At 60.8% G+C, this 12,882-nt stretch carries 14 protein-coding genes and 1 riboswitch; of the genes, 10 read left to right on the top strand and 4 right to left on the bottom strand.

From position 1 onward, the window contains the following. Positions 1–114 precede the first annotated feature (114 nt). Positions 115–441, bottom strand: a complete 327-nt coding sequence (locus ABWV64_RS04815; RefSeq protein ID WP_353343135.1) for a thermonuclease family protein — start codon at positions 439–441, stop codon at positions 115–117. A 371-nt stretch (positions 442–812) separates the two neighbouring features. Continuing rightward, positions 813–1,322 (bottom strand): bifunctional 3-hydroxydecanoyl-ACP dehydratase/trans-2-decenoyl-ACP isomerase, encoded by a 510-nt coding sequence (gene fabA / locus ABWV64_RS04810; protein WP_353343134.1) that lies wholly within the window; start codon positions 1,320–1,322, stop codon positions 813–815. 186 nt (positions 1,323–1,508) lie between these two features. Between fabA and irrA the strand changes: the two genes are divergently transcribed. Next, positions 1,509–1,940, top strand: a complete 432-nt coding sequence (irrA, locus tag ABWV64_RS04805) for an iron response transcriptional regulator IrrA (protein WP_353343133.1) — start codon at positions 1,509–1,511, stop codon at positions 1,938–1,940. 74 nt (positions 1,941–2,014) lie between these two features. Here irrA and ABWV64_RS04800 read toward each other — a convergent pair whose 3' ends face one another. Continuing rightward, positions 2,015–2,896 (bottom strand): hypothetical protein, encoded by an 882-nt coding sequence (locus tag ABWV64_RS04800; RefSeq protein WP_353343132.1) that lies wholly within the window; start codon positions 2,894–2,896, stop codon positions 2,015–2,017. 132 nt (positions 2,897–3,028) lie between these two features. Here ABWV64_RS04800 and miaB point away from each other — a divergent pair, with 132 nt between their 5' ends. The 5 genes from miaB to ABWV64_RS04775 all read left to right on the top strand — a co-directional run bounded on the left by miaB (position 3,029) and on the right by ABWV64_RS04775 (position 7,477). Continuing rightward, positions 3,029–4,396: a tRNA (N6-isopentenyl adenosine(37)-C2)-methylthiotransferase MiaB gene (miaB, locus tag ABWV64_RS04795; RefSeq protein WP_353343131.1), complete on the top strand. Its 1,368-nt coding sequence runs from the start codon at positions 3,029–3,031 to the stop codon at positions 4,394–4,396. Positions 4,397–4,751: 355 nt separating this feature from the next. Beyond that, positions 4,752–5,333, top strand: a complete 582-nt coding sequence (locus ABWV64_RS04790; RefSeq protein WP_353344516.1) for an OmpA family protein — start codon at positions 4,752–4,754, stop codon at positions 5,331–5,333. Between the two features lie 11 nt (positions 5,334–5,344). Next, positions 5,345–5,662, top strand: a complete 318-nt coding sequence (locus ABWV64_RS04785; RefSeq protein WP_353343130.1) for a hypothetical protein — start codon at positions 5,345–5,347, stop codon at positions 5,660–5,662. Positions 5,663–5,954: 292 nt separating this feature from the next. Beyond that, positions 5,955–6,920 carry a PhoH family protein gene (locus tag ABWV64_RS04780; protein WP_353344514.1) on the top strand — a complete coding sequence of 322 codons (966 nt, stop codon included), beginning with the start codon at positions 5,955–5,957 and terminating at the stop codon, positions 6,918–6,920. 41 nt (positions 6,921–6,961) lie between these two features. Beyond that, positions 6,962–7,477, top strand: a complete 516-nt coding sequence (locus ABWV64_RS04775) for a DUF6389 family protein (RefSeq protein ID WP_353343129.1) — start codon at positions 6,962–6,964, stop codon at positions 7,475–7,477. Between the two features lie 103 nt (positions 7,478–7,580). Here the strand turns inward: ABWV64_RS04775 and ABWV64_RS04770 are convergent, their stop codons facing one another. Next, on the bottom strand, positions 7,581–8,336 hold the full coding sequence (locus tag ABWV64_RS04770; RefSeq protein WP_353343128.1) for a VPLPA-CTERM sorting domain-containing protein: 756 nt from the start codon (positions 8,334–8,336) through the stop codon (positions 7,581–7,583). Positions 8,337–8,505: 169 nt separating this feature from the next. On the opposite strand from ABWV64_RS04770, the gene ybeY reads away from it, so the two are divergent. From ybeY to metK, 4 genes are all read left to right on the top strand, one after another. After that, complete coding sequence (gene ybeY, locus ABWV64_RS04765; RefSeq protein ID WP_353343127.1) at positions 8,506–9,048, top strand: rRNA maturation RNase YbeY; 543 nt, start codon at positions 8,506–8,508, stop codon at positions 9,046–9,048. A 17-nt stretch (positions 9,049–9,065) separates the two neighbouring features. After that, positions 9,066–10,013: a hemolysin family protein gene (locus ABWV64_RS04760; protein ID WP_353343126.1), complete on the top strand. Its 948-nt coding sequence runs from the start codon at positions 9,066–9,068 to the stop codon at positions 10,011–10,013. Between the two features lie 10 nt (positions 10,014–10,023). Continuing rightward, positions 10,024–11,580: an apolipoprotein N-acyltransferase gene (gene lnt / locus ABWV64_RS04755; protein WP_353343125.1), complete on the top strand. Its 1,557-nt coding sequence runs from the start codon at positions 10,024–10,026 to the stop codon at positions 11,578–11,580. Between the two features lie 33 nt (positions 11,581–11,613). Next, positions 11,614–11,663, top strand: a riboswitch (SAM-SAH riboswitch). A gap of 5 nt (positions 11,664–11,668) precedes the next feature. Further along, a complete protein-coding gene (gene metK / locus ABWV64_RS04750; protein ID WP_353343124.1) occupies positions 11,669–12,850 on the top strand; it encodes a methionine adenosyltransferase in 1,182 nt (393 codons plus the stop codon). Positions 12,851–12,882 lie beyond the last annotated feature (32 nt).

Below are 12,882 nucleotides of genomic sequence, written 5' to 3'. Positions count from 1 at the left end.
AGCAGCAGGGGATTGAGGTGCAAGGGGATAGGGGGCAAACCCTTCGTTAGGGATGCGGCCCCGTCGCGGGACCCCGTAGATGGGTCCGCGCAAGTTGGTCGGGGCTGGCGCGGGTTAATCGCCCTTGGATTTTGCCGCTCTTTGCTTGTCAAATTTCTCCCAAACATGCATGCGGCCTTTTTGACGCGCATCCGCAAGCCAAAGCTTCTTGCGCGCATCGGGCGTTTCTAGGCGCCGGTATTCCCCGTTTGAGAATTTTGGCCAATCAATCGCCATGCCGATATTGACCATCTCCGCGGAAAGGTCGCGCCCGTCGGGAAGGTAGCAGCGCGCAACCGTGCGTCCGTGGGCGTCCACATTCATCACTTCCGCACGTATGCTTTGCCCCTTGCAAAACCCGTGCAGGGCCCACTTGGCCTTAATGCCGAACGGATGGTTCAACTCCGGCGCATCGACCCCGAACAGTCTGACTTGGGTTTTGCGAATGACAAGGCTGTCACCATCGACAACAAAAGCCGCCCCCCCCGCAATACCAAGGGTTTTGCCACAGGTTTGGCCGTTTCGGCCTGAAAAGGTCGGGGCGCGGTATCACCCGCCTTGGGCGCGCGCGCGGGTGGGGGCCTTGTCTGCGGCGACGGGCGGGGCCGCGTCTCACTTTGCGTTGGAGGTTTTGGTCCTTCGCCGATGCGGTAAAGAAGCGCGAGAACACCAAAAAGGACAAATGCGAGGAGGACGGCCACTAGAACAAACTAACTCAACGTAATTTTTGCGCTTGGTCATCACAACGACGACCAAGCTTTGAAGCGCAGGCCTCAGCTTTCGCTGAGCGCGACTTTCATGTCTTTGACCTGATAGATCACCTCGCCATCGGCTTCGACGATGCCGTCGGCGACGCCCATGGTCAGGCGGCGGGTCTGGATGGCTTTGGTGAAGTCGATTTTATAGGTCAGCATTTTGCGATCAGGGCGCACCATGCCGGTCAATTTGACCTCGCCAACCCCAAGCGCATAGCCGCGCCCTTGCCAGCCGCGCCAGCCGAGGTTGAATCCGGTCAGCTGCCACAAGCCGTCAAGGCCAAGGCATCCGGGCATGATCGGATTTCCGGGGAAGTGGCATTCAAAAAACCAAAGCTCCGGCGTGATGTCGAATTCGGCGATGATATGGCCTTTGCCGTGGGCGCCGCCATCGGCGGAAACCTCGGTGATGCGATCCATCATCAACATGGGCGGCGCGGGCAGCTGGGCATTGCCGGGGCCGAACAATTCGCCTCGGGCGCATTTCAGAAGATCGTCTTTGTCAAAGCTGCTCGGATATTGGGCCATTCAGGCGCGCCCCTTTACTTGAATTTCGTAAGATCATCTGTCCTCTAGCATCCTGCCGATAGGCCGCGCAAGCATTGCGCCGTTTTGACGCGCGGCGCAGAGTTTCGGGCAGGCAAGGGTGCGGCGGCGGCGGCGCGGCGCGAATTTGCGTTGAAAACAGGCGCAAGAGCGCGATATAAGGGGGCGATGAAAGACAATCTGACTTCCGACGCCCATGAGGCGCGCGCAAGCGCATGGCTTGGCACGGCGGGCCTGCGTCCGACGCGGCAACGCGTGGCCTTGGCCTCGCTTTTGGTCGGGGACGGCGAGCATCGCCATGTCACCGCAGAGAGCCTGTTTGCCGATGTGCAATCGGGCGGCGATCGCGTGTCTTTGGCCACGGTTTACAACACGTTGCGCGCGTTTTGCGATGCTGGGTTGATGCAAGAAGTGATGGTGGACGGCTCGAAAAGCTATTTCGACACCAACACCCACGACCATCCGCATTTCTTTTGGGAAGACAGTGGCGAGTTGACCGATGCGCCTGCGAGCGAGTTGGAGATCACCCGCTTGCCTGCGGCGCCCGACGGGGCGCAAATCTCCAAGGTGGATGTGGTGATCCGGCTGCGCCGCAGCTAACGGATTTCAAGGCGACTAAGGCGACTGTAGAATGTCTGGCGCTTTCGGGCGGGCGGCAGCGACATCAGCCCGCGTCAAAACCATTGCCCCGGTTCCATCAGACCCAGATCGAGAAGCTGGCGCGAATGCCATTCGAAGGGCACGGAATTGTGCCAGCGGAAGGTGTCGATATCGAAGGTCGATCCGGGATTGTGTTTGAGCGCCTTGGCGGTGCGGAACGAGCAAATCGCGGCGGTGACATTGTTGTGCCACGGGCAGGCATAGGTGTTGTATTCTTCGTCGTTGAACGTGTGGTCATCGCGCAAGATCAGGCCTTCCTTGGCCCGAAACAGGGCGATCCGGTCGATCTTGCGCCGTTTCGCAGGGATATGTTCCTCATAGCGCCAACGCAGCCCGCCAAAGAAATCCAGTTGCCGCTCTTTTGGGTGGCCATGGTTGGCCGGATCGGGGCGCGCCAAAGCGTAATAGCCCGATTTGTCGAGATGGGCGTCTTCGAGCGAGACAGCATTGGGATAGGCGCCCAAATCGCTGGCATAGAGATCGACGACATAGGTCAGGATCGCGTTGCGGCGCTCTTCGGTCTGGAAGGTGAGCATTTCGCCCACGGTGCGGGTCTCGCAAAACGGATGGAACAGATATTCGCCATTGTAGCAGTAATAGAGCCACGCGCCGGGGGCGGCTTTGATCACACGGTTCACAGCGCGGGTCAGCGCATCGGGCTCGGTCATCGCATAGCTCACGCGGTGGATGGTTTTTTCGACATCCTCGGGCAGGGTGATGCGGTCCGGCATGAAGGCGACGAGCATTTTGAACCCCGCCTGCAGGTGGTGGCGCAGAGTTGTATCGACCTCGACACCATCCTCGACAAAGACCATTGCAATCGGTCCCGCCGCAGGGCCAAGCGCGAGCCTGTCTTTGTTTTCACTTAAAAAAGCATCGAGGGTGTCGTAGATCATCTGCCGTTCTCTTGCCGGTTTGCGCCTTTTAACGCGCTGGGCTGCAAGTTCGGTTAATTTGCCCCGCATTGCAAGACGGCGCGCATATGATATAGGACGCTTTTCATCCATCGGCGGACGGGATCAAGGCAGATGAGCGATCTGAAATCAGAGCAATCGGGTCAGGCGGCACGCGAGGCGGGCGCGCCCAAGAAGCTGTTTATCAAGACCTACGGGTGCCAGATGAACGTCTATGACAGCGAGCGCATGGCCGAGGCCTTGGGCGGGCAGGGCTATGAGCCGACCGAGGATATGGCGCAGGCCGATATGATCCTCTTGAACACCTGCCATATCCGCGAGAAGGCGGCGGAAAAGGTCTATCACGAACTGGGCCGTTTGCGCCCCCTCAAGGATGCAAAACCGGATTTGAAAATCGGTGTGGCCGGATGTGTGGCGCAAGCCGAGGGCGAAGAGATCATGCGGCGCCAGCCTTTGGTCGATCTGGTGGTGGGGCCGCAAAGCTATCACCGTCTGCCGCAGCTTGAGGCCAAAGCTGGCAAGGGCGGCAAGGCGATCGACACCGATTTCCCCGAAGAGGACAAGTTCGAGCATCTGGTGGCCCGCCCCAAGGCGCGGCGTGCTCCGGCGGCTTTTTTGACCGTGCAAGAGGGATGCGACAAGTTTTGCGCCTTTTGCGTGGTGCCCTATACGCGCGGGGCCGAAGTGTCGCGCCCTGTCGATCGGGTACTGGGCGAAGCGCGCGATCTGGTCGAACGCGGCGTGCGCGAGATCACGCTTTTGGGGCAGAATGTGAATGCCTATCACGGCGAAGACGCCAAGGGCCGCACCCGCACTTTGGCGCAACTGATCTGGGCACTCAACGAGATTGACGGGTTGGAGCGCATCCGCTTCACCACCTCACACCCCAATGACATGAGCGAGGATTTGATCGAGGCGCATGGCACCTGTGCCAAGCTGATGCCTTACCTGCATTTGCCGGTGCAATCGGGCAGCGATCACATTCTCAAGCGCATGAACCGCTCGCATACCGCCGAAAGCTACCTGCGCGTGATCGAGCGCATCCGCGCGGCGCGGCCCGATATTCTGCTGTCGAGCGATTTCATCGTCGGCTTTCCCGAAGAGAGTGATGCCGATTTCGAGGCGACGCTCGAATTGATCCGCGAAGTGCGCTACGGGCAGGCCTATTCGTTCAAATATTCCAGCCGCCCAGGCACCCCCGCCGCAGAGCGGGCCTTGGTCGATGAGGGGGCGGCAAGCGAGCGTTTGGCGCGCATTCAGGCGCTGTTGACCGAGCAGCAGCGCGAGGTCCAAGACGAGATGATCGGGCGCGAGGTTTCCGTGATGTTCGAGCGCAAAGGCCGCCATGAAGGTCAGATGGTCGGAAAATCCGAATACCTTCATGCGGTGCATGTGGGCGACAATCCCGCGCAGGTGGGCGATATCCGCCGCGTGCGCATCATCGGCAGCACGACCAATTCCCTGCGCGGTGCGTTGATTTAACCGCCAAGGCGAGGGGCGCAATGCAAGGTGCGGTTGGCGCGCCCGCGCAGGGCGAAGGCCGCGGACATCTTGGGCGTTGCGGATAGGGCGGGCGAGAGCGGCGCCGATGGCGGCGGCGGCCGCTTCTGTGGCGGTGTGCACAAGAAATGGGCGAGCATTGTTTCCGTTTGGGAAACGACTTGTGGATAAGTCTGGCTTTTGGGGTTTGCGGCGCAGGGGCCACAATATCTGGTAAATACCTCTTCACAAGCTGGTAAAACTTGGTAAACTGACGTCACTAATATGTCTGGCCAATTGCGGCATAACCGCTCTGGTCATCCTGGGGGAAATAAAAAGGACAGTGGCTGTGGCGATTATGATTTCCAAAGCAGTTCGGTCGGCGGCCAAGATGGCCGTTTGCGGTATGGTTGCTGCTGTAGTGGCAGCGAGTTCCGTTTCGGCCCAAGAACAATTTTTCGACAATAAGAAAAAATCCACTAACGAGCGTTACGCGCCGACCATCTGGGTTGATCCCGATGGTTGCGAGCATTGGGTTATGGATGACGGGTTTGAGGGCTACATGACGCCCCACACCAATCGTCAGGGTATTCCGGTGTGCCGCCGCGGCAATGTTTGCGGTGTGATGGATAGCGATCAATTCTTCGCAACCAACAGCGCCAAGATCAGCGGCGCAGGAAAATCGCGCTTGCAGCAATTCTTCCGCGAAACCGGTGCCGTGTCCTATATCATCACCGGACACACCGATAGCCGCGCCTCGGACAGCTATAACATGGACCTTTCGATGCGCCGCGCAACGGCGGTGGCGAAAGTGGCCCAAAGCGCGGGTGCACGTATCGCAGATGTGCGTGGCTATGGCGAACGCCTGCCGCGCGCCTCGAACGCCTCCGCTGGCGGCATGGCGAAAAACCGCCGTGTTGAAATCATTTGTATCCGCTGAGGGGTGAGGCAATGAAACTGTTTAAAGCAAGTATTATGGTTGGCCTGTGCATTGCGGTCTCTGGTTGTGTCGGCGAGGGCGGCGGTGGCAAGGTCAACACCGACAAGACCATCGACTATGGCTATCGCAAAAAGCACCTGAGCCAATTGGTTGCAGGGATCTGGGTTGATCCCAACGGCTGTGACCACTGGATGATCGATGACGGGATCGAAGGGTACCTGTCGCAGCGTCTTGACCCATATGGCAAGCCGGTGTGCTCGGGTGTTGCACCGCCCAATACGGCGACGGGCAACTACAAAGGCGGCCAGACGATCAACGATCCGCTTTAGGATTTACGCGCTGCCCACGCCGCAGCACATGCCGAAAAATCAGCCGGAGCCAGCGCGCTCCGGCTTTTTTCATGTCAAAGCGATGACAATTCGATCAAGCGACTTGCGCCCCGCCGCGCAAAGGCGCACCATAAAACCAGCAAACACGCTAGCATCTATCGTAGGCCCGGACCGAGCAGTCACGCCGCGATACCGAGACAGGCATCGCGCGATCAGGGCCTCCAACAAGGAGAACTGATTGTCCACCAGCATTTCGCCCCCTCCCGCTGATCTGACCGACCTCAAAGAGGTGATGGTCGAATATCCCGACAACCGCTTGTTGATCGAACTTTGCGGCGAATATGACAAGAACCTCGCCGCAATAGAGCAAAAGCTCGGCGTGCAAATCTTGAGGCGGGGCAACCAGATCGCGATCATTGGCGATGATGTGGCGGGGCTTGAGGCGGCGCAGGTGCTCAATCACCTATATGAGCGACTCGAAAGCGGGCGCGAGGTTCTGGCCGCCGATGTGGACCGCGAATTGCGCATGGGCGACGCGATCGAAGAGGGCCGCGACCCGCAGCTTGAGATGTTTCGCGGCGGGCGGGTCGAGATCAAGACCCGCAAGAAAACCGTCGAGCCACGCACAGATGCGCAAAAGGCCTATGTCAACGCGCTCTTCGACAATGAGCTTGCCTTTGGCATCGGGCCTGCGGGCACGGGCAAAACCTATCTTGCCGTGGCGGTGGGCGTGTCGATGTTCATTGAGGGCCATGTGGACCGGATCATCCTGTCGCGTCCGGCGGTGGAGGCGGGCGAGAAGCTCGGCTATCTGCCCGGCGATATGAAGGACAAGGTCGATCCCTATATGCAGCCGCTCTATGATGCGCTCAACGACTTCTTGCCAGGTAAGATGCTGGCCAAGCTGATCGAGGAAAAGAAGATCGAAATCGCGCCTTTGGCCTTTATGCGCGGGCGGACCTTGGCCAATGCCTTTGTGGTGCTCGACGAGGCGCAAAACGCCACCTCGATGCAGATGAAGATGTTCCTGACCCGTTTGGGCGAAGGCTCTCGCATGGTGATCACAGGGGACCGCAGCCAGATCGATTTGCCGCGTGGGGTGACCTCGGGTCTGCATGATGCAGAGCGGCTTTTGGCCAGCATTCCGAAAATCAGTTTTAACTATTTCACCGTAAAAGACGTGGTGCGTCACCCGTTGGTTGCGGCGATTATCGAAGCCTATGATGCCGATAGCGCCAATTCCTTGCCCAAAAGCTGAGCGCGGGCGAAGACGCAGGGTAGCTTTGCGGCGGAATAGCGATGAGTGTTTTCAAGGGTTTGATGCGTCTTTTGACGCGCGCGCCTGCTGCGGCAGGGGCGGAGGTGGTGACAAGTGAAGCGATCTATCGCAGCGGGCTGCGAGAGGCGCTTTGGCCCGAGATGGGGGCGGCGGTGATGAAGATGCAACAGCTGCTCGCCGCGCTGCCCGACGAGACCGAGGGCATCGATATCGGCATTCACCCCGACCCCGATCAAGATGGCACATTCACCGTCATGGCGCATGTGTTCGGCCCCGATCTTTATGCACTCAACAAGGCCGTCGCGCCCTACCGCGAGTTGGTTTCGGTGCGCTTCACGGCGGCGGGGCCGGTGCCTCCGGTGCCTGTGCCAAACAGCTTTGGCGCGGATTTCCCGACCAATGATCTCATCTGCGACATCGCGGCGGATTGGGCGGGCGAGGTGTGGTTTCATGCCGACGGGCCGGTCAGCGGCGCGGGCAATGTGATCTTTGGCGAAGAGGGTCATGGCCCCAGCTTGCCGCGAAATCTGGCCTGATCCGATGCGTTCGGCTGCCTGCGCTTGCGGCCAAGGCAGCGTATGAAAAAGGGCGCCGCAACGGGCGCCCTTTCGCAATTTTCACGCCAGTGCCAGTTGGGCCTCAGGCCTTGTTTTTGCGGCGGCGGATTGCGCCGATGCCGCCCAGACCGGCCAAAAGCAACGGCAAGGAGGCGGGCAGCGGCACCGCCGGTGCGGCCTCGACCCCTGCATAGGTCACGTTGTTTTGCGAGTAGTTGTAAAAGCCGAAAGCGCCATCGCTGAAGTTGCCCGAATAGCTGATTTCGAGCACGTCATTGACGTAGACCTCGATCAGGGTTGCGGTGAACGTCAGCGCAAAATCGTAGGTTTCGCCGATGACCCATCCGGTCGATCCGAGCGTCGCGCCGCGCGCAACCTCCTGGACCGTGCCGGAGTGATGCCACAGATCGCCCAATCCGGCGGCGGCGGTGTCGCCGGTCACATGGCTGAGCGCCAAACCGTCCAAGGCCAAGCCGCCATAGAAGGATTGATTGTTGCGTTTCCAATCGATCACCCAGAAATCTGCATTGGTGCTGGTCAATTCACCGCTTTGATAACCAAGGACAAAGCCGACAAAATCGTCGTCCGATGTGCTGCCAACGGTGATCGAGCCGGTCAGTTCGGTGCCTTGGGCATTGTCGCCCGGCTTGAAGAAGACCGCCGGATCGGTGTTGACGGTTTGGGTGACGCTATCAGTGCCGGCGCTGACGACCCAGTTGGATTGGTTGGAGGTCGAAAAATCCTCGGCAACCCAACCGGTCAGATCGACCGAGGCCGCTTGCGCCATATGCGGCAGGCTCAATGCACAAAAGGCCGAGATCGCAATTGTTTTGTTCATAATGATTCCCTCTGAATTTGGATGGCGACAGGTTACCTGAGGGTTAATGCCGCTGGCAAGAATGTGTCAAAACTGTGGCCATCTGGCGCACAGTCGGGCTTTCGGCGGCGGTTTTGATCCAGTATAGGCAACAAAACCGGCGTGCGGCGCGGTGCAAGAAGGGCGGGATATGCTTGTAGATGTGGTGAGCGAGGATTCGCGGTGGGAGACTCTGGGGCTGGAGGCTTTGGCCGAGCGCGGCGCGCAGGCTGCGCTGCGCGAATTGGGCCTCGCGCCCGAGGGGTTCGAAATCGCTGTTCTGGGCTGTGATGACGCGCGCATTGCGGTGCTCAACACCGAGTTTCGCGGCAAACCTGCCCCCACTAATGTGCTTAGCTGGCCCTCGGAAGACCGCGGCGCCGAGGCGGCGGGCGATATGCCGGATTTGCCCGCCTCGCCCCCAAGTCCGATGGAGGCCGAATTGGGCGATATCGCTATCTCGTTTGAGACCTGCGCGGCAGAGGCTGCGGCGGCAGGCAAGCCATTGGCGGATCATTGCTTGCATTTGATCGTGCACGGGGTGCTGCATTTGCTTGGATTCGACCATATTCGTGACCAAGATGCCACTTTGATGGAGGGGCTGGAGGTTTCTATACTTGGCAAACTGGGCCTGCCTGACCCATATTGCGATGAGCGGGCCGGTGCGGCCCCGAATGTGTCAGACGATGAATAGGTAAATAGATAGGTCCAATGGGCGACAGTAGCGACGGCTCTTCTAACGCAGCGCAGCGCGCGCAAACCCCCGATACGGAGCCCGACGCGGGCGCGGCGGGGCGACAATTTCCGGTGAAAACTGAAGCGGCCCGCGGCGGGCTTTGGCGGCGTGTCTTCGGGCGCGGCGCAGCGGTCGAGTTGCATGAAGATGCCCCGCAGCGCGAGGAGGGCGAACGCGAGGCTCCGGCGCCCGCGACGCATGGGATGATCAACCTGCGCCGGATGCGGGTCGAGGATGTGATGGTTCCCTCGGCCGATATCGTTTCGGTGCCCACGACGATCACTTTGGACGATCTCGTCAAAACCTTCCGCGACAGCGGCCTCACCCGCATTCCGGTCTACAATGGCACGCTGGATACGCCGCTCGGCTTTGTCCATCTCAAGGATTTCGCGCTGCGTTTCGGGTTTAACGGCTCCGAAGCGCGGTTCATTCTCAAGGATATGCTGCGCCCCTTGCTGTTTGTGCCGCCCTCCATGCCGATCGGGGTTTTGCTGCAAAAAATGCAAACCGAGCGGCGCCATATGGCTTTGGTGATTGACGAATACGGCGGTGTTGACGGGCTTGTGACGATTGAAGACCTGATCGAACAGGTGATCGGCGAGATCGAGGACGAGCATGACATCGACGAGGGCAAATTCTGGATCCGCGAACGCGGGGGCAGCTATCTGGTGCAGGCTAAAGCGCCTTTGGCCGAGTTCGAGGCCGAGGTCGGCCTGCCCCTGACCGAAGACGAGAGCATCGACGAGGAAGAGATCGATACGCTGGGCGGGTTGGTCTTTATGCTGCTGGGCCGTGTGCCCGTGCGCGGCGAGGTGGTCGAACATCCCGCTGGCATTGTGATCGAAGTGGTCGATGCCGATCCGCGCCGGATCAAGCGGCTGCGTGTGCGTGTGCCCGGTGGGGCCGAGCGCGCCGCCGAATGAGCGCGCCCGCGTGAGCGTGCTGCGCTCCTTTTTGAAAACTCGCAAAACCGGCTCTGGCGGGCGGATCGGGCGGTTCTTGGCTCTGTTTCTCACCGGCGCGCTCTGCGCGGCGGGGCTTGCGCCTATATCTATGTGGCCTTTGGCGGTGCTGGGCTGGGCGATTGTTTTCGCCCTTGCCTTGAAGTGCGCGGGGCCAAAGCCCATGGCGCGCGCGGGCTGGGCCATCGGGGCGGGCTATTTCGCGCTCGCGCTGCACTGGATTGTCGAGCCCTTCATGGTGGATGCAGCGCGCCATGGCTGGATGGCGCCCTTTGCCTTGATCGCTCTGGCGGGGGGGCTGGCGCTGTTTTGGGCGCTGGCCTTCGCCTTCGCGGGGCGCTTTGACGGCGGCGCGCGGATCGCGGCTTTGGCCTTGGGGCTGAGCCTTGCGGAGGCGCTGCGGGGCTGGATATTTACCGGTTTTCCGTGGGCCTTGATCGGGCATGGATTGATCGACAGCCCGCTCGCGCAGGCGGCGGCCTATCTCGGCCCGCATGGGCTGAGCCTGCTCATGCTTTGCGTTGGCGCAGGGCTTTGGTTGCTTTTTGCGCGCAGATGGCGCGGGGCGGCGGCGGTCATCGCGATGCTCGGCGCGCTCTATTGGCACGGCGCGATTGCCCAAAGAGCGCAGATCGCCGCGCCCGAGGCCGCGCCGGTCTTGCGGCTCGTCCAACCCAATGCGCCGCAGCACGAAAAATGGGATCCGGCCCTTGTGCGCGGGTTTTATCAACGGATGCGGGGATTTAGCGCTCTGGCGGGGGAGGGCGGGCGCGCGCCCGATTTGATCATCTGGCCCGAGACGGCCTTGCCGGTCTTGCTCGACAGCGCCGCTGCGACCTTTGCCGATATGATCGAGGCCTCCGGCGGCGTGCCGATCCTGACCGGCATACAGCGGTTCGACGGGCCGCGGCTTTATAATTCGGCGGTGCTCATCGACCGGGCGGGGCAGGTGCAGGCGCTTTATGACAAGCACCATCTGGTGCCTTTCGGCGAATATATCCCCTTTGGCGATGCGCTGGCGGCTGTGGGGATTACGGCCTTTGCCGCGCAGGCGGGGCATGGTTATTCCGCCGGTCCCGGTCCGCGAGTGATGGATTTGGGCGCGGCGGGGCGGGCCTTGATGCTGATTTGCTACGAGGCGGTGTTTCCGCGCGATATGCGCAGCGCGCCTTATAGCGATCTGCCGCGGCCCGACTACCTTTTGCAACTGACCAATGATGCGTGGTTCGGACGTCTCTCCGGTCCCTATCAACACCTCGACCAAGCGCGATTGCGCGCAATCGAGCAGGGCCTGCCGATGGTGCGCGTGGCCAATACCGGCGTCTCTGCCCTCATCGGCCCGCGCGGCGCCGTCTTGACGCAGATCCCCTTGGGCGAGGCGGGATACCGCGATATCCGTCTGCCTGCGGCTTTGTCGCCGACGGTCTATGCGCGTTTCGGCGATCTGCCCGCCTATATGTTGCTTATACTGATGTTAACCGGACTCAGTGTTTATACTGCCTTCAGACCCAGCGCAGATAGAGATTGACCGCGCCCGATACGGCGCATAGGCAGAGCAGCAATACCGCCCCAACGGCTTCCTGACGGGGCGGGTTCACTTTGAATGGAGCACTTTCATGAGCCGCCAGAACTATATCTTCACCTCGGAATCCGTCTCCGAGGGGCATCCCGATAAGGTGTGCGACCGCATTTCCGACGCCGTTCTCGACGCGTTTTTGAGCGAGGAGCCCGAAGCGCGGGTGGCTTGCGAGACCTTTGCCACCACCAACCGCGTGGTCATCGGCGGCGAGGTCGGCCTGTCCGATCAAAGCAAGTTGACCGAATATATGGGCCGCATCGAAGACATCGCGCGCGCCTGCATCAAAGACATCGGCTACGAGCAGGACAAGTTCCATCACGCGACCTGCGAGATCACCAATCTTTTGCACGAGCAATCGGCCCATATCGCCCAAGGCGTCGATGCGGCGACCGACAAGGACGAAGGCGCGGGCGATCAGGGCATCATGTTCGGCTATGCCACCAACGAGACCGAGGCCTTGATGCCCGCTCCGATCCAGTATTCGCATGCGGTGCTGCGCCGTTTGGCCGAAGTGCGCAAGGATGGCTCCGAGCCGACCCTGCGCCCCGATGCAAAAAGCCAGCTTTCGGTGCGCTACGAGAACGGCAAGCCCGTCGGCGTCAGCTCGATCGTTCTGTCAACGCAGCATGCCGACGAGACCCAGACCAGCGCGGATATCCGCGCCATTGTCGAGCCGTATATCCGCGAGGTTCTGCCCGAGGGGTGGATTGACGAGGCCACCGAATGGTGGGTCAATCCCACGGGGGTTTTCGTCATCGGCGGCCCTGACGGCGATGCGGGCCTGACCGGGCGTAAGATCATTGTCGATACCTACGGCGGCGCGGCCCCCCATGGCGGCGGCGCGTTTTCGGGCAAGGATCCGACCAAAGTGGACCGTTCGGCGGCCTATGCGGCGCGCTATCTGGCGAAAAACGTCGTGGCCTCGGGCATGGCGGATCGCTGCACGATCCAGCTCAGCTATGCCATCGGCGTGTCCAAACCGTTGTCGATCTATGCCGACACCCATGGCACTGGCGAGGTGGATGAGGCGCTGATCGAGGCGGCGATCCCCAAGGTCATGGACCTGACCCCGCGCGGCATCCGCTCGCATCTGCAACTCAACAAACCGATCTATGCGCGCACGGCGGCTTACGGCCACTTCGGCCGCGCGCCGGATGTGGACGGCGGCTTCTCGTGGGAGAAAACCGATCTGGCCGAGGCGCTGAAAAAGGCGGTTTAAGCCCCATTCTATCGGACAATCCAAAGGCGGCC

This window comes from Litorivita sp. NS0012-18 (assembly GCF_040371945.1).
GTDB lineage: Bacteria > Pseudomonadota > Alphaproteobacteria > Rhodobacterales > Rhodobacteraceae > Litorivita.
This window is presented reverse-complemented; position numbering and strand designations above follow the sequence as displayed.

Coding starts and splice junctions, on each gene's coding strand:
- ABWV64_RS04775 (WP_353343129.1), top strand. CDS start 6,962: ATGAGTGTTTTCAAGGGTTTGATGCGTCTTTTGACGCGCGCGCCTGCT.
- fabA (WP_353343134.1), bottom strand. CDS start 1,322: ATGGCCCAATATCCGAGCAGCTTTGACAAAGACGATCTTCTGAAATGC.
- ABWV64_RS04785 (WP_353343130.1), top strand. CDS start 5,345: ATGAAACTGTTTAAAGCAAGTATTATGGTTGGCCTGTGCATTGCGGTC.
- ABWV64_RS04770 (WP_353343128.1), bottom strand. CDS start 8,336: ATGAACAAAACAATTGCGATCTCGGCCTTTTGTGCATTGAGCCTGCCG.
- ABWV64_RS04790 (WP_353344516.1), top strand. CDS start 4,752: ATGATTTCCAAAGCAGTTCGGTCGGCGGCCAAGATGGCCGTTTGCGGT.
- ABWV64_RS04760 (WP_353343126.1), top strand. CDS start 9,066: ATGGGCGACAGTAGCGACGGCTCTTCTAACGCAGCGCAGCGCGCGCAA.
- miaB (WP_353343131.1), top strand. CDS start 3,029: ATGAGCGATCTGAAATCAGAGCAATCGGGTCAGGCGGCACGCGAGGCG.
- ABWV64_RS04780 (WP_353344514.1), top strand. CDS start 5,955: ATGGTCGAATATCCCGACAACCGCTTGTTGATCGAACTTTGCGGCGAA.
- metK (WP_353343124.1), top strand. CDS start 11,669: ATGAGCCGCCAGAACTATATCTTCACCTCGGAATCCGTCTCCGAGGGG.
- irrA (WP_353343133.1), top strand. CDS start 1,509: ATGAAAGACAATCTGACTTCCGACGCCCATGAGGCGCGCGCAAGCGCA.
- ybeY (WP_353343127.1), top strand. CDS start 8,506: ATGCTTGTAGATGTGGTGAGCGAGGATTCGCGGTGGGAGACTCTGGGG.
- ABWV64_RS04800 (WP_353343132.1), bottom strand. CDS start 2,896: ATGATCTACGACACCCTCGATGCTTTTTTAAGTGAAAACAAAGACAGG.